We start from the raw sequence: 18,557 nt of genomic DNA, 5'->3' as shown, positions 1-18,557 counted from the left end.
CAAAAAACGCTGTAAACCCTTAGTAACAAAGGTTTACAGCGTTATTTTTCTAAATAAGTATATTTATATGTTATCAAATCGGGAAACTCCATTAAAAAAAGCCGAATACCTAATAAAATCAGGCGTTCGGCGAAAATTCTGGCGTTCCTGAGCGGATTCGAACCGCTGGCCTTCCGCTTAGGAGGCGGACGCTCTATCCTGCTGAGCTACAGAAACACTTATGAAATTTATTGTGGGGCGAATCCCCTAAAGTGAGCACTCTGAATTCCCTTGGAAGGCATTCACTCGCCCCCGCTGAGTGCGGTCCGACTACTATTATATTCACAATCACACTTTTCGTCAAGACATATTTAAACTTATTCTACAGGCTCTGTAAAATTAACGATGCCCTGCATCCATATTTGTCCCTTAAACCTGCGCCCGATCTCTGGAGTTCCCACCAGATCTTTTTTCGCAATTCCCACGTGGAAAATAAGGTCGCTGCACTCCAAAGTGAAATCATAAACCTCTTCCTTGGTGATCTGATTTTTCTTCTCATCTATCTTTATGATCTCTCCAATAATGGAGTATTGATCACATTCCACACCGCAGGGCATAAAACAGGAATCAATGATGGAATACAGATCCTCGTTCATCACCCTTCTGGAAGCCTGGGAATATAAATCAATATCTTCAATGGTAAGAGTCTCCATCGCGTCTTCATCGCCGTTCTTGGCCGCTTCTAAAAGAGTATTACGGTCCATTGCCGCCACTCTGGCCTTTTCCCTTTGAATCTCTGTTTTCTGAATGGGAAGAAGGACCTTCCCACTTACTGCAAGACCGGAAAGACAGACATCCTTTGTATCCATAGGATGATGATCAATGAACCGTTCCCTGCACTCAAAGGAATTGTCAATATAGAATATGAGGGATATCCCCACCTTAAATTCATCCAAAAGGCCGGCGTATGTTTCCCGCTCCGTGTGACGCTGGATGGAACAGGATACTTCTGATGTCATATCATTGCTTTTCAAATATGGATAATAATAGCTTCTTTGAAATTTACCTTCCCGGTCCATTTCTCCAAAGATAGCAATCCCCATACCTGGAGCCACTTCCCTGCGAAGTTCACAGAGATTGGATTCCTCATCAATCTGAATCCGTTTCAGGCCGGACAAATCTTCACAGAGCTTATCCAATAATTTTTCTATTTCTTTGTCTTTCTGATATTGGCTGAAACCAATGGTTCTCAAGAATTTATGCATAGGATCATCACCTGCTTTCTAATAATCTTAAGGAATTTCAATTCGATGCAGTTCACCGAACGGTTAATTTACTAAACTTGGGCTGCGCTATGCCTACCTTCATTTTAATAATTCCTGGAAAACAATAAGGCGAAGTATACTCCGCCTCAAGCCTTATCGATTATTATATACCAAAAATGATGATAATGCCAGCATAATTTACTTATTTTAAAAATTGGGACCACTTCCCTTTTTAGGGGAACAGGTCCCTTTTTTGCTTAAACGATTCCCTGTGCCGTCATGGCTTCAACAACTTTTTCAAAGCCGGCGATGTTTGCACCTGCCACATAATTTCCCTTTACGCCGTAACGCTCTGCTGCGGAAGCTGCCTTAGCGTAAATATTTATCATAATGTTATGAAGCTTTTCATCCACCTCATCAAAGGTCCAGGAAAGCCTCTGGCTGTTCTGGCTCATCTCAAGGGCGGAAGTTGCTACTCCGCCTGCGTTTGCTGCCTTGCCCGGCATAAAGAGCATTCCGCTTTCTAAGAAGTATTCCGTTGCTTCTCTGGTGGATGGCATGTTGGCACCCTCAGCAACCGCAAAGCAGCCGTTTGCTTCCAGCACTTTTGCATCATCCAGGTTTAACTCATTCTGTGTTGCACATGGAAGAGCAATGTCACATGGGATGCTCCATATTCCTTTTCCTTCCGTATAGACAGCCGATGGATGCACATCCACATATTCTTTGATCCGTCCGCGGCGGACTTCCTTGATTTCCTGAACCAGGTTAAGATCAATTCCATCCTTGTCATAAATATAACCGTTGGAATCGCTTAATGCGATGACCCTGCCGCCCAGCTGCTGAACTTTTTCTGTAGCATAGATCGCTACATTACCGGAACCGGAAATAACCACGTTCTTACCGGCCAGCTCCTTGCCGTTATGCTTCAGCATCTCATCAAGGATATAAACAAGTCCATATCCCGTTGCCTGAGTACGTGCAAGAGAACCGCCATAGGTCAGGCCCTTACCCGTAAGAACTCCCTCATATAAGCCAGTCAACCGCTTATACTGGCCATATAAAAAGCCTATTTCTCTTGCTCCCACTCCGATGTCACCGGCAGGAACATCCTGATCTGCTCCGATATATTTGGATAGCTCGGTCATAAAGCTCTGGCAAAATGCCATAACTTCTCTATCTGATTTTCCTTTTGGATCAAAATTGGAACCTCCCTTACCGCCGCCGATTGGAAGTCCTGTCAGGGAATTTTTGAATACCTGCTCAAAACCCAGGAATTTTAAGATTCCCTGGTTGACGGAAGGATGAAGACGCAGGCCTCCTTTGTATGGCCCGATGGCGCTGTTAAACTGGACACGATATCCTTTATTCACCTGTACCTGACCATTGTCATCCACCCACGGTACACGGAACGAAATGATTCTCTCCGGTTCCACAAGGCGCTCTAAAAGACCCATCTTACGGTATTTTTCTTCATTGGCATCGATGACAAGCTTTAGGGAATCAAGCACCTCATTGACTGCCTGATGGAACTCAGTTTCTCCTGGGTTCTGGCTCACTACCCTGTCATAGACTTCATCCACATATGACATATTTTTTTCCTCCTTTGATTGGTTAATGCATACTTCTCATATATGAAGTATCACTTAAAATGGCAAAAAGAGGCCAGAACTTTTTTAAGTTCCGGCCCCTTTGCCTTGTTATAACTTCTAAAAAATTATAACAAGTTCATTTAATAAAGTCAATAAACAGATTTCCTTTATTTTTTTAATTTTCTTTTTTCTTTTTGCTAAGTGCTGCATAAAGAGCCATCATGAATCCGGACAGGGTCACCATCACCTTACCGGCGGCATTCTGCCGGTCACCTGTCTTAGGCAGATTGGCAAGGGGTACGTTTCCATCGTCAACAAAGAACAGATCCACGGATCCTCCACCGGGCAGGTCTGCAAGAGGCACTGGGTCTGGCACAATCGTCACCGTTTTACCCGGACCACCTGGGTTATCCTTTCCGGAAGGACCTTCTGATGAGCCTCCGCCGCCTTTGATCTTCTCATCCTGAATGGTAATGGTAAAGCTATTGATTCCATCGAATGTCACAGGCGCTATATTGTTGTTGATATAATACCCGGCCGGAGCTTTCGTTTCAAGGAAGGTGTAGGTGTCCTTTGGCAGCCTCTTTATCACAAACTGCCCGTCGCTGTCGGTCATAAACCTTCCTGCTGCCGCCTTATCATCCGTATATCCGGCAAAGGATCCTTGATCCAGCTTTACATATCTTCCGTCAGAAGCCTTTAAGATAAACTCGGCGCCTTTTAGTTTCACATCCGCATAGACCGCATTGGTTTTTACTACAGTGATCTTTGACGGCATATTCTCAATCGCTCCATTTGTTTTTTCAAACAGTCCTGGTTTGGTATACCGGATCTCTTTATTGGAGTCATTGATTGTAAACTCTGCTGACCATGGAGTCGTTCCCAGAAGGTATCCATCCGGTGCCTTCTTCTCGACCAGGCGGTAAGTTCCGTATGGCAGGTTCGTGATAACCCCTTTTCCGTTCAGCACAAAGGTTATGGTATTTCCCATCACCTGATCAGCTGTCCAGGAAACACCCTCTGATGCTACCTGATGGCGGTAGCTGTCCCAGGCTCCCGGAACCAGGGTTGAGAGATTCGACAGCACGAATTCTGCTCCCTCAAGCCTCTTTCCAGTATTTTCACCGTCTACCTTTTCCATTTCCAGATTTCCGGTGCTGATCTTATTCGTCACAGCAATGGTTACAAGGGTTTCATTTGAAACCGTCACTGCACTGCTGCTGTCCTTTAAAATACTTACTTTGCCTTCCTCGTCGATCCTGATATAGAACGGTTCAATGAAATCGTACCGGTCGGTATGGATTTCCCTAATCCGGTAATCCCCGTGCTTCAGTCCCAGGTAAATGAATCCGTCCTCGCCGGTCGTAAACAATCCGGTGTCAGCATCTGCGTCAGTCTTAAACCGGCTGGCTCCAAAAATAGATAAAACTCCATTTTCTTCATACCGTCCTGGTCCTGAGATCTCAAACTGGATTCCGCTGATTCTGTTCCCGAGATTATCAAGTTTCTTAAGCTGGAGCTCAAACTGGGCCCGCTCATTGACTACCGCATTGCCGTTTCCAAGGTCGGCTTCCCTTTGGTCCTCTGTAATGGTAAAATCAAATTCTGCCTTACCATTAAAGCTCAAATAGCCTTTTGGCGCCTTTTCTTCCTTAAGCGTATACGTTCCATATGGAATTCCCTTCATATCAACATGGCCGTTGACCGCTGTAAAGAGGATTTTTCCACCTTCTGTCTCGATGTCACAGATTCCCATTGATTCCAGCTCATCCTGGCTCTTATTTTTCAGGTTTTCTGCAAAATGGTCAAAGGCTCCGTCTACCTGTACCTCCTTCCTTGAGAGAGAGAACCGGGCGAAAGCAAGCGCTTTACCTGTTAAACTGTCAACCTTATCAAATACCAGAGATCCGGTACCATAATCATCGGTAACGAATTCATTTCCGTCTGCCTGGACCGCGAAAGCCTCTTTTTCACTGCTAAGTGTTACTTCATATACTCTGTCGCTTAATTCATAACCGGCAGGGGCTTTTAGTTCCTTCACATAATAAGTTCCCAGAGGAAGCATCTCTGATTCCCCAATGCCATCATATCCAGTTGTCATGGTGCCTGCAAGTGCTGTTAAGTCTTTGTCGGAGTAAATCTCAAATACCGCTCCGTCAAGTCTCATCTCATGGTTGTGGGATGCAGCCTTGTTGATACGTATTTTGGCCTTATTCCTCACATCATATACCATTACGGTTTCTGTATTGCCGGACCGGAGTACGGTAATCTCCTTGTCAGCAGCTACGCCGTAGCATGCAGGCGCTTCGATTTCCTTCAAAATATAGTTTCCTGCCGGGAGACGTTTTACAGTAACCTTTCCATCGCTTCCGGTAGTAAATGCAGTACCTTCCGCCTGGCTTTCCATTATTCCGGTATAAGAGTTGTTATCATCCAGAGCCACATACTTCCCGTCTGTGGTCATCAGCACAAACACTGCACCAGGCAGTATTTCTTCCGTCATCTGATCCCGTTTTTCAATGTTCAGTTCATGAGGCGTATTGACGATTCCATTGCTTCCTGTCAGGTTCACACCTTCGGCACTTTCAATGGTAATATCCTTCACCCATTCACTTCCGGCGCTGAATAAATATCCTTCCGGCGCATTGATCTCCTTTAAGGTGTAGCTGCCGTATGGGATCTGTGTCAAAAGGCCTTTCTTCGAATCTTCGGTTCCATCAACCTGGAACCTGATATAGAGCCTTCCGTTCTCGTTTCCTGTTGATACATGGGATACTCCAAGACCGGTCACACCATTCTGGTAAGCGGCAAATGCTCCGTCAATCACTGAGGTACCGCATAACTCAAACTGTGCTCCCGTGATGGCCTTCCTGGTTTCCCCGTCGATCTTCTCTAAGTCAAGGGATCCGGTTTTGATCACATTCTTTACAATCAGGTTGATCTGGTTCTGTTCTGAGCTGCTTAAAGTAAGCTCGCTTCGTCCTTCCCCATTTAACAGAGAAACGGTTCCATTTACATCAATTCTTACGTAGAATGGTGCTACTGTTTCATAGCCCTCTGCATCAAGCTCCTCTATTTTGTAATCTCCATATGGGAGATTCCAGGTGATACGGCCGTCTTCATCGGTCTGTTTTACTTCATATCCGCTTTCAGACGGATCATTTAACTTAAATTTGTCTTTGCTAAACGGGTTCCATGATCTGCTTTCATATTTTCCAGGACCGGTTATGGCGAACTTTATTCCGGCTACCTTTTCGTTGCCCGCATTATCCGCCTTCTTAAGGCTTAAGCTGTATTCGGTTCTGGTATTCTTAATTAGGTTGCCCGGAAGATTTGAAAGCACTGCCTTCTGCCCGTTGGTTTCAATCCGGAATTCGATATCAGCCTGCTTCTTTGTAATATCATATCCATCAGGCACCCGGATTTCAGAAAGGGTGTAGGTTCCGTATGGGATTCCGGTGAGTGTTACTTTACCAGTTACCGCTTCAAATTCTACCGCACTGTCTGTTGCGGTTACCTTTGTCACTCCCATGGATTCCGGATCTGCCTTTACAGCCTCTATAAATGCCTTCCAGGCATCCTCTACCGCAACATCCTTTTTCTCAATCTTAAATGCTGCTCCTCCTAGCTCTTTTTCCGTTAATCCATCAAGTTTTGTAAATTCCAGACTTCCGGACACATATCCGTTCATAACCGTTATAAAGCTTGGTATTGGGTTTCCATCTGTCTTAAATTCCTTGCTGAGAAGCTCCCAGGCCTTCTGCCCATTTACCTGATAGGAATCCATAGGAACCATATCAGCGGTCTTTGCATTGGCAATTTCATATCCTGCAGCCGCCTGATCCTCTACAACGATATAATTCCGATAATAGAGAAGCTCACCCGCACTCCAAATTGCTTCCGAACCGGCCAGAGCCGTACTGCCCTGGGCAACCGGTTCTCTAAGTACTTCCGTATTCGTAATCCCATTTTTCTTAAACGCTGCCAGCTCCTCGTTCGTAAACGGACCATAAACACTGAAATGAGCACCCTCCACGGGATTTCCGGCTTCATTTGTCTTTTTAATTATTATTTTTCTAAATGGTACAAAACCAATATCCTTTGTCTTATCAAAAACATCTCCCGTCGACCACAAGAAGAAGTCTTCCGATGCATAAGAACCCTTTCTGCCTTTAAAGTTACTGTCAAGGCTCTCCTCGTAATTACTGCCTTCCTTTTCCAAAGTCTCAGGAAGCCTTGATCTGCCGGCCTCCGGATTTTCCCCGGTGGAAAGCATGGTTGGTTTCGCCAGCTTAAGCACCAGGTCTTCATATCCCTGGGGCTTTTCTTTGGTTTTCACAAAAATCTGGTAGTGAGCAGGATCGTCACCCTTTAGCTTTGATACGATTAAAGACTGATTGCTGTACCAGCTGTTTTCCTGATCCTTGGTGAATTCCGATCCCGTGATGCCAAAGGGCTTTGCAGGGGTCAAACCGTCAAACAGGAATCTGGCATCACTTAATCCTACCGTACCATTATCTTCATTGTCACCGCTCTTGCCGTACTTCAGCAGACTGACCTCAAAATACTTGGATTGAAGCAACGGAAGCAGATCCGTAAGAAGATGATCATTTTCAATGCTCTCATCCTGAATTCCATTATTGTTATCGTCAATCCATATCCGTCCTGATACCTTTACTTTACCCGGAATTAAAACTACCTGAACCGCATTGCTGGTCTGCGCTTGGATGAACTTGATCTCTGAAGTATCTGATAAGTTTTGCTTGTAGCTGTAGGAGGTTGCAAAGTCATTGACCGCATATCCGTAAGCCACGTCATCCAACTCCTTTTTGTCCGTATAAGGAACAACCGTTTCATAGGTCACTACCAGATTTTCTCCCGGAGCCAGATAGAAGAAAGGATCTGTGATCTTAATGCGGATAGCTGATGGATCATTGGAATTTTTGTTCCAGAATCCATCGCTGTTGTCCTTAAGCATGGAATCCTTCCCTGCTTTTGCAGTAGCCGCATCTTTAAATACTTTATCAGAGTAAGTCACTTCATAGCTAAAGCCTGAAACCTTCCGTTCAGAATCTTGATCCATTCTGTTTTCAATAGCAATGGACTGGATACCAACATACTTCAGCCGGTAGTCACTTTTCCGGTCAAACCCGCCGGTACTGTAATCTCCCGGTACCGGAAGAATATCCATGAACTGCAGCTTGGTAATAAAGTTGCTGGTTGAATCATTGTTTACCATGAGCCGATATAATATGCTTCCGTCAGAATTGGTAAGGTCCGTATCATCTGCACTCTTTTCCACCGTTCCTACCGTTGTACCAGATACGAATCTGGTGTCTAAATTTCCTTTGACCTCCTTATGAAGAACAAGCCCGGTACCGGTGCTCATGGTGTTCTCCGCAGAATCCGATGCGTATCCATAGCTGCGGTACTTTTCATCCGGCAGCTGCACCTCCATTGGAAGGTCTGGGCTGGGCCATTTGCTGCCAGAATCCGTTTTGATCATAAAGGAGGCACCTGTCTGGTTTAATGAAAATGCAGGCTGCAGAACATCACTGGTAACATAAAGCTCATTGAGAATGTTCTTTCCATAATTAATAACGCTGCTTGCAATCTGTGCTTTTACTTCTACCGTAACAGATTCGCCTTTAGCTAAAGCCCCACTGAGCTGGATAAAAAGAGTCTCCCGCCCGGTATCCTTATCAACCTTTCTGACCGTATCTTCAATCGTAACCCCATCGGGAGCCTCCTTTAAGGTCACAGCCTTTAACATATGGTCTTCACCGGCAGATTCCCCTGATACGGTAACTCCAAGAGGTACATAATCAATGAGAATGGGCCTTTGCATTGGAACAATGTCAGTATCATTGCTTGCGGTATCATTCTTTACATAAAGCGTATAAGTCAGGATATCACTTGGCTGTATTCCTTTAATGGGATCAACACTCTTTTTCACCGAAATCGACGGCGCCTGGCTCTGAATCACCTGGATATCCCATTCCTTTTCTGCCTGGCTCTTTTCCTGATTCTGGGCCAGGGTTCCGTTGACATCCCACGTTCTAAAATCCATAGCCACATCGGCTACGTTGCGGATATATTTAATTTCTTTCTTATAGGTTCCGTCGGGCAGCTTTGCATCCTGGCGGTTTAACTTTACCGTAACCTCTATGCTTCCCGGTACAAAATCATTTCCAATGATATAATGGTTATCCGTAGAGCTTTTTAACGTGTCATCCCGGTAGCTGATCTGGAAGGATTTTACCTTTTTGCCGCTTACCGGTTTAACCAGAGCGGTCTCTCCGTCACCGGATACCGAAACGCTCTGTACTTCTCCTACCTGGCTTCCGTTAAAATCATAGAAGGTTACATCCGCCATAATGGTACCTGTTTGTGCGCCCTTGATGCGGTTCTGCTCCGTGGCTTTCCCCGGCTTAACTCCGGTGATCGTATATTTTTCATTGGTATAATCAGCCTCTGATAGCACTGATTTTCCTGCATCCAGCATCTTTAAGCCCGTATCTGTTATTACAAACCGGTCAAGAGGTATGCTGTTGACCACATGAGGTGTCAGGGTATAGGTCACTGTCTGGCCCTCATTCCACCATAAATCCTTTAATGTGGTTGTAAGAGATGTTTTATCCAGTGTTACTCCTGTCTTCTGTTTTACATTTGTAAACTCACAGGCTTCTGGAATAATACCCTTTGTAATTTCTATTTCTTTCCTGTAAATGGTTCTGGTATTATCCTTATTAATCACATAACCCAGGCTGTTCTGGGTCACTGCCGTCTCTTCGATGACATAGGTTCCCGGTAAGAGTAAAACCGTAGTTCCCGTTTCTCCATACGGTACGGTAACCATATCTCCAACCTGTTTTCCTGTTTCCTTTTCTGTTATTTTCATGAAAACGGCAACAGAACCACCAGGATTATCCGATTTATTTACATCGTTCTTAATGAGTCTTAAAGGCAGCGCTTCCTGGTTATGGGCTTTAAAGCCATATACTCCTGAAGTTACGGTATTGTTTCCTGTCAGAACATAAAGATCAAGACCGTTTTTCATTTCACCGTTCTTTATTACATCTGCGGTCGTGGGAAGGATGGTTCCCCCATCCCCTTCAAAGGAAGCCATGCGGAATGTTTCCAGGCCATTTTCCTTCTTTGTCACCTCATAAACCCCGTAGGAATTTTCTGCCGGAAGATCAAGCCCCCGGAAGGAAAATTTCCCCTGGGAATCAGTGGTTCCTTCTGTAACATAAGTCCAGTTACCTCCGGCTGATTTTCTGTAAAGCTCAAAGGTGATTCCAGATTTAAGAGATTCCAAACCACCGTTTCCGCTGTATTTGGTAATCTGTAAATCAATACCGCCCTGATTCTGCACGGTAATCTCTGTTGTTTTTCCTGTTTCTGCTGCCAGGCCCTCCGCCGGTATGGCCGTTGCAATTGCAATATAGCCTGCAGGAGCATTCACTTCTTTTATATAATAGGTTCCCGGGCTGTATACCTTGGTGGAAAATACAATTTCATATACTCCGCTCTGCCCTATCTCAGTAAAATCTCCCACCGCTTTTGTCAGCTCCGGATCGGAATAAAGCTTAAAAGCTGCTCCCGTTAATTGATTGGACGTATCCATTCCGTCTACCTTGGTCAGGCGTATCTTAGCCTTGGCATATTGGTTGTTCACTGTAATGGATACCGGGCTCTGGGAGGTAAAATCTGACTCTCCTCCTACCTTGATATAACCATCTGTCTGAAGGGTCCCGTTATCTTCCACTCCTAAGGCCGAAAGCACCCAGTCAGAGTTTTCCTGCTCCTTTAAATAATAGGCGCCGCCCGCCGGCTTCTGAGGAAGGAGTACTGTTCCCTTTGCCGTATAGTAACCATCCTGAGCCGCAAAACCCTGTATCTTTACCTGTACCGGTTTGCTGTTTTCATCTAACACCTTTTTATAGGCATAATCGGAATAGGTGTAAATATCAAATACGATTTCAGCCGGGAGCTTACCAGCAATGTTTTCGTCATACTTAAACCCGTCGCCAAAGAACAGCTTCTTGATTACAGTCAACTCCGCTTTCTTTCTGTTTTCAAAGGTCACAGAAAGAGTACCTTCGTATCCGCCTGACATATCCCCCACCACGGCTACAATCATTGGTTGTGCGTCAATGGTATAACCTGCCGGAGCCTTCTGTTCAGTGATCCGGTACCAGCCAGGCTCACAGGCCTTCATGGTATAGGAACCGTCTTTGTTATCAGTCAGAGTTCCCTTAACTGCAAAGCCCTGATCTGGTTTCTTATATCCTTCATCTGTGACATTCTGCAGAACTCCTCCGATTAGATCCGTGCCGGAACGGAACTTTAAGTATTCTACTTTAAAGGAAGCGCCTGCCATGCCAGAACCACTTGCCTTCGTTTCTGCATCTGTCTTATGAATGACAAGATCAGACAGACGCGGGTTCTTAATTACAGCAGTTGCAAGCTTTCCTTTCACGCCGTTTCCTACCGGAACCAGGGATACCTTTTCTCCGTTCGCTTTTGCCTCATATCCCACATTCACTGTCGCCTTTTCAAAATATCCGCTGGTCACGGCTTTTGCCGCTTCACTTCCTAAGGCCTCCGCCTTTATGGTGTAAACACCGCTGTCCAGGTTATGAAAGCTGGCAGCATATTTTCCATTCGCCAGTTTTATGGTAGCAGCATTCATCTCCCTGCTGCCTTGCTTTTGAATGGTAAAGATGATTCCGCCAAGATCTATGAAAGGATTTCCTGCCCAGGTGGTCTTTTCAATTACCAGTTCCGGCTTCTCCGGGTTATAAACGTTTACTGTGGAAGGAGTGCTTCCGACTGTAAAGTATCTCCAAAGATCGTTCTCACCGGTATACATGGTAATATAGTTCTTCTCCTGGTCTACGGTCAGGGTTTCTTTTAGCCTATACCGTCCTGCTTTTAAGCCATTGGGTATCTTTACCTGGCCATTGCTTTCCGTGGTATAAGTTCCAATCTTTACATAGTCATAACTATTGTTTTCCCACTGATACTGCCAGATTTCAAACTGTACGCCGCTTAATGGAGTTTTTCCAATATTTTGAACATTCAGTTCCTCATCGGTTTTGCCAAAGGTACTGGTATCCGGTACGTATCCGTATTTTGCAAGAGTTACCGGATATTGATCCAGCACTGTGTTTATCAGTCGGTATTCCTCAGATTTTCCCTTCTCCCAGAAATACTGGGAATCAATGATATCCTTATTTTTCGGAATCTTCACTTCCAGGTAGTGAAGAGTCGTGTCCATCTGGATCTTGGAAGGCGCATATACCTCTTCCAGTCCAAAGAGAACTTTTACCTCTTCATCCTCAAGTTTAAGAATCCTGTCTATACCGGCCTCATCATATCCCTTGCTTTCAAGCTCAGCTTTAAGTTTCCCCATGCTGATCATCTTGGAAAGGGCATAGCCTGTTTTGTTCTCACTGTCAGATTCCAGACCGGTTTCAACCACTTCTACAGGAAGCAGCTTTTCTTTACTGACCGGATCCAGAAGCCATATCTGGAATTTTGCTCCGCCTAAAAGAGTTGGCTCCGCATTCGGCTTTCCGGCCTCCTTTAACCATTTGTTTAATGCAATCTGGAAATAGTATGCATCAAGGCCTCCAGGCCCATCCCCATGCTGATTTTTCACCACAGCGATTTGTTCATTCCGCCCATTCTCATATAGAAGAAGCATATCATTATATCCTGAATAACCGGAGTCTTTTGGTGCAAATACTGCTACGATCTGCCGTCCTCCCGGCAGCTGATATCCTGGTGCTGCCTGAACCTCGACCAGCCAGTATACCTTACCGGTTTCCAAAATAGCGGTATCAAATTCTCCGTCTGCCCTGATTCCTGTCTTCGGATTGATCCGGGTGCCGCTCTCATAGCTGTCTACCTTCTCAAACAGGCTTTCATCAGCCAAATCTTCTAAACGGATTCCTGACAGGTCTTTCTCATCCCCCATCATCTTATAAAGGGTAAATTGGGCTCCGTTGACATTTTCCGCTGAATGAGAAGTTCCGTCAAATGCCTTTCCATCACAGGTTTTTAATATATTAAACTGAACCCATGGCTTATAATTATAAAGTGGATCGGTATTCTGGATTAAAGAGTCTGCTGTTTCTGCAAGATCCTTACCCGTATATTTCACTGCATTGTACGTACCTGCTTCTAAATCTGAAACAGAAAGGGTTTTTGGCGGTTCGCTGTTACCTTCTGCCAAAGGTGTTTTATCCTTCATATTCAGATCAAAACCAAAGCCGGTCTCTTCCTTAGTGGGAACCCGAACCTCAATCACATAGTAGGTATCATTCCGGTTAATATCATAGAAGGTTGCAATCCCGTCATAGGTATTGGTGGTTTCTGTTTTCACGTAGTCTGCTGTGATGCCGTCTGCATTTACTTTATAGAGGGCCAGTTTTACATTTCCAAGAACATGATCCACCGGATAGAATTGATAATTCCATCCATCTCTCCAATATTTCTGGGTGCGGATGGTCAGCTTGGGTTCGTTCTTAATAACAAGCGGACTACCGTTTGTATCGCCATTGACCGTAGTGATGACTTTGCCTTCCATTAAAGTAGTCGTTAAAATTTCATGGGAGGGCAGATATCTGTCCGGCGGTGTTATTTCAGCAATAACATAAGCAATCCTGCTCCCATCGGTGTCGAAGATCTTAAGACTTGTGCTGTCAAAGGTTGCCTGACCGCTCCCGCTGGTAGTTGCCGTCTGAATCGGATTCTGAATGCTATTTTCCCAATTATTTACATCAAACCCTTCCGCTTTAAAAATACCAAAAACTGCCCCGTTCACAGTGATATCCTTCAGAGCATCTTTTTTGGTGACCGTTACTTTTCCATGATCCTTATAATTTTCTAACGGCTTATTTGTTTCTGCCAGATAGAGATCCAGATTCTTTTCGTTGCTTTTAGATGCTGCGGTTATGGTGACCGGTCCATAATATACATCGGTTCCGGAAATCTCATAACCAGGATCACCTGGATGGGTACCTTGTGCTTTCCCAGCGTCAGAAAGCAAATAATAAGGATTGATATTACCACTTGGAACAACTTCTTTAAAGTAATACGATCCAGGAGCAAGCTGAGTTGAAACACTGGAATTTAAACTGCCTGCAATTGTAAAGACACTGCCGTTCTTTACATAGACATCAAATGGTATTACTGCACTTTTATTTGCCGTTCCGTTTTCATCGTATTGTGTCTTCTTGATGGAAATGGATTTATATGGCTTATTTTCAAAGGTCCGGCGAGTCTCCATGTTTCCCTGGGAAAACCACCGTTCCAGATCTGCTTTTAGAACAGGCCCATTTGGAGTTGTTATCTTAATGTCATTTCCTTTTACAAAATTAACAGGAGCTGCTGTCTCTTCGATGATATAGTCTGTTCCGGGATCAAGAATAACATATGTCCCCTTATTGGATACCGCACCGTTGAAAATCACTTTCTTATCGGCATCTCTCGTAATTTTAAATTTTGCTGTTATTGGATTTTTATTATCTGTGATATCAACCTTGTAAAGCCAGTAAGGAATCTTCTGAGGAATGTTATAGGCCTTTACAGTGGTATCACTTTCTCTGGTCACCTTATAAGGACCGATGAAAACCTGATTCTCTAAAATAACCGTCTTAGCAGAATCCTCTGGTTCCAGCCTTCCGCTGCTGTTAATCTCAGACCAGTAGTATTCCTTTGTAACATCAAGGCCTTTTACCAGAATTTCTCCATTGCCATCTGTTGTATAGACCTTTTGGGGCAATACTTCAGTAAAGTCATTCCCAACTTTATAATAAAGGTTAAACTGAAATCCGCTTCTCGCAGCATTCTTATTCAGGCTATTGCTGTTAATGGACCAGGCTTCCTTTTGAAGCTTTAAGGTACCTCCCTTATTATTTTTTAAATCTAGCTGAGTCATCTTTAAAGCTTCAAGAGAAAATGTCTTATAAATGTAAGTCTTATTCTCCTTCGTTTCCTGTGAAAAACCGTCTTTGTTTCCATTTCCGTCGGTATACCCTTCGGGAACTGCCTCTACGACGCGGTACTCAATTATTTGGCCGCTACCATCGCAAACTGGAAGAGTCGCAGTAAACTGGCTTGCGTTATCAAGAGAGTATGTAGTTTTAGAACCAATGCTCACTTTTTTCCATGCTCCGCCCACATTCTCCTCAAACCAGAACTTATTGTTAAAGTCTCCTCTGTAGGCCCCAGGTACTTTTATATAATCACCCTTGTCATCCTGCATCCACTTTGTTACATTTACCTTTGCTTCATTTAACGTGTTGATAAGGATGTTATTCCCGGTTTTTACAGGTGATGTCTTACCAGCCTCTACGGTCACTTGATAATCATGATTGTCAAGGATATAACCATTGGCACTTTTTTCTCTCACAATGTAATCGCCAGGCGTAACAGGCTTAAACAACGCATATCCCTTGTTATCTGATTTTACGTTTTTAACCGCTGAAAGACTTCCATCTTCGTTCTTTTGATAAAGAGTGAATTCTGCTCCATACAAAGCAGCTAAATTTGATTCACTAAGATCTGCGCTGGTCCAGGTACGGGCCTTCTTATAAAACTCAATAGCTCCTTTTCCAATGACTTCGTTTACTACCGTGATCTCTGTTCTTTCATCAGCCTTTAAGGTGACCTTAATATCATCTCCACTCACAACGGCATTTGTTCCCACCTTTGCAGAACTGAATTGTGTTCCAACAGGATTTGACTTCTCTTTGATCACATAGGTTCCCGGATCCACCTGGATCTGGATATAGCCATCGTCCCCCGTCGCGTAGTATCCGCTTTCCGTTTCTTCGTTTGAAGGATTGACTGCAATGTTATTATTGTTAATTTTCTTACTATGACTGTCTATCACCGTATAATTATCATAATGCGTTAAGCTGTTGTCAGAATCCAGAAAATAGATCTCGAAACCAGCCAGCCCGGGATATTCTTTTTCCATGGCCAATCCATATTTCTGGGTATAGCCAAGGCCCTCATCAATTTCTTTCTTTATTTTGATAACTGCAGGCTTATTGACTTCATGGACCGCAACATTCACATCAGAATCTTCTGTCACCTGCTGATCTTCTCCCAGCTTTACATATTCCAGATGAGCCTTATTGTTGACGGTAAATACAGACTTGTTCCCTACGCGCTCATCATTGTATTTCAGTAAAAACGGTACATAAGGATAGCGTGCTGTTACCAGATAGGAGCTGTAGGTAGGTGCCTGATCCGACACATAAATATGATCAGCCTCATTTTGTCCCTGGGTTTTAAATCGATCAATGGTAATCGACCCATCCTCATTGTTAATCACATGGACATCAGAACCATCTCCCCATGTTGCTGTTACGGAAATGGGCTTCATGGCCTCAGGCGCATGCTCCGTGAGAATCTTAAGAGAGTCTGTAATCTTATAAGAGTCCTCCTTAAAACCGGTGCGGCCATAAGTCTGGTAAATCGTTCCGCCCGGATCTCTGGATATATCGCCTGAGCTTCCATACATACCTACTTCAATCAAATAGGTAATGTCCACAAATTCAGGGTTTCCTGCGTTGTCTCTTACCACGGTATAAGAGTTATCCGCAGGGCTTACACTTTTTTTAATATGCCATGCATCATCGGACACGAGAGTCATTGTGGTATCCCCCGGCTGCTCCGCATGAGTAATTGTTTCAATATTTCCCGGATAAGTCACATGTTCCTTATCTGTCTTATCCGCTACCTTAACGTCAGCATAGAAAGCCACGCTGTCCTGAGTCAGTGTAAATTCCTCACCAACCGCTCTTTTTCCGTTTCCGTCAATATAGGCATTCATGGTTATACTGTCTGATTTGCCTGAACGGATCACATTCTGCTCATCTCCCACGCTGATTTCATAAACTTTTCCTTCACCATCAGAAGATACCAGCTTAACTTTTCCGGGCTGCTCTTCTATAGCAATGCCGTCAGGAACCGTAAATAGGATTTTTGCATTCTCATAGGAATCAAACAGAGAAAGCTTTCCTCCTGCAGCATATTCATACAGAGGTGCTGCCTGCATGGTATAGGTGATTGTATAGGTATATAAAATTCCTGCCTTTATGGAACCGGTCTTGCTTTGTGAGAGATTTACTTCAACCGCTTCCTTCTTATCCGCAGCATCTGGCCCATAATAAGTCAGAGCCGTTTCATAAGGACTAAGCTTTCCTTCACTGTCCACCTCGGTATTAAGCAGGGTCATTCCATAGCTGTGAACTACCATACCAAAGGATGGCTGGCTGAGAAATGATAATAAATTTATCTTCTTTTCCTCTCCATTTAAAGTGGCCATATCTGTTCCCATCAGGGCTGCCCGTTCCTCTTCAGACAGGATCTTCGTATCCCCTACAGAAACAAGTTCAGCATCATTATTGACGGAATCATCAATATCTGCTTCAGAAGCTGTTGCCGGTGTATTTTCAGTACTGAAAAGCACAGGGACATCATGCCTTGATACGGAGAATCCTTTAATGCTCAGGCTGCTTACAGACAAATCTTCCCCGGATCCTTCAAAATTGGAATCCTCCTCCTTGACTGTATTCTCTGATTTTTCTGTTGCTTCCCTGGAATGCTCTTCCGCTTTAGACTCTTTCCCATCCTCTGTCTTGCTTTGTGTTTCTTCAGCCGTCTCCGAAACATTCTTATCAGCCTCACTGTTTTCCTTAACCTCGGTTTCCTGGATCTCGGTTTCTTCCGGATCCGTCTCCTGAGCCTTGGTCTCTTCCTCTGTTACAGCAGCTGTTTCCTTGGTCCCGGTACTCTGGGAACTCCCTCCGGATTGTTTCCCGGTTGAGGATGGCTGTTCGGAAGTTTTTGAACGTTCCCCTATCACTGCAAATTCTTCCATCTGGGCGTCTGTGATCATAAAATCATCGCCAATGATCCGCAGCCTGAATTCACAATCCCGGTCTTTATAACCGTTGACACCAATAATCTGAATATTCTTGAGGAATAGTTCCTGCCTGATCCGCTCGGATTCATCGGCTTCGAAAAATGGTTCTCCCTCCAGGGTATCGGATACCACCACAAGATACATGGCTTTTCCAATCTTTTTCTGGAGTACCAGAGTCTTTCCTTCAAGTTCTTCATATAATTTTTCTATGACCAGATCCTTTTGATCCCCTTCAAAAGGAATCAGATCTTCCTTTAATTCCGGTCTTCTGTCAAAATCCTTTTTAAGAACCTTTTCAATGGCTGACTGAGTGACTTGGACGTCAATAATCCTTGCCGCTTCAGACGGTGTTGCTTCCGATAGAGTTGCTTCCGACGGAGATGCTTTCCCTGCATTGAAGAAAGATTCACTTCTTCGCTCTGCAGTCTCAGAGGCATATGCAGTAGTAACTGTAAGCTGTGATATATTTCCGGAAACAATCGCAGCTGTCAGCAACCAGGCAATTACCCTTTTTAAGCGATGCACTTTTTTCACTGCACCATTCATACTTTATCCTCCTAATTTATTTCTATCTTCATGTTAAAATCTATAGATAAGCCAAAAGCTGTATTTTCTATTTATTCAGTATATAGACCGTTGGTTACAATTTGGTTATATTATCTTAGTTTTGAAAAAAAATTCTTGTAACCGTTTTTAATTGTTAACCTATAATTAATTAATGGTTGACAATTGATCCAGCATGTGTTACCATGCCAATAGAATTTTATA

3 protein-coding genes and 1 tRNA gene are annotated in these 18,557 nt (G+C 44.0%); all 4 read right to left on the bottom strand.

All coding sequences use genetic code 11. The features are described from left to right. Positions 1–139: 139 nt before the first annotated feature. The 4 genes from H171_RS19575 to H171_RS19560 all read right to left on the bottom strand — a co-directional run bounded on the left by H171_RS19575 (position 140) and on the right by H171_RS19560 (position 18,335). A tRNA-Arg gene (locus H171_RS19575) sits at positions 140–216 on the bottom strand. A gap of 140 nt (positions 217–356) precedes the next feature. After that, complete coding sequence (locus H171_RS19570) at positions 357–1,244, bottom strand: DUF3881 family protein (protein WP_100306617.1); 888 nt, start codon at positions 1,242–1,244, stop codon at positions 357–359. Between the two features lie 257 nt (positions 1,245–1,501). Further along, complete coding sequence (gene gdhA, locus H171_RS19565) at positions 1,502–2,836, bottom strand: NADP-specific glutamate dehydrogenase (protein ID WP_100306616.1); 1,335 nt, start codon at positions 2,834–2,836, stop codon at positions 1,502–1,504. Between the two features lie 175 nt (positions 2,837–3,011). Then, positions 3,012–18,335 carry a doubled motif LPXTG anchor domain-containing protein gene (locus H171_RS19560; RefSeq protein ID WP_100306615.1) on the bottom strand — a complete coding sequence of 5,108 codons (15,324 nt, stop codon included), beginning with the start codon at positions 18,333–18,335 and terminating at the stop codon, positions 3,012–3,014. Positions 18,336–18,557 lie beyond the last annotated feature (222 nt).

The organism is [Clostridium] celerecrescens 18A, assembly GCF_002797975.1.
In the GTDB taxonomy this organism is placed as follows: domain Bacteria; phylum Bacillota; class Clostridia; order Lachnospirales; family Lachnospiraceae; genus Lacrimispora; species Lacrimispora celerecrescens.
This window is presented reverse-complemented; position numbering and strand designations above follow the sequence as displayed.

Excerpts from the sequence above, each read along its gene's own strand:
- H171_RS19570 (WP_100306617.1), bottom strand. The coding sequence starts at position 1,244 with ATGCATAAATTCTTGAGAACCATTGGTTTCAGCCAATATCAGAAAGAC.
- H171_RS19560 (WP_100306615.1), bottom strand. The coding sequence starts at position 18,335 with ATGAATGGTGCAGTGAAAAAAGTGCATCGCTTAAAAAGGGTAATTGCC.
- gdhA (WP_100306616.1), bottom strand. The coding sequence starts at position 2,836 with ATGTCATATGTGGATGAAGTCTATGACAGGGTAGTGAGCCAGAACCCA.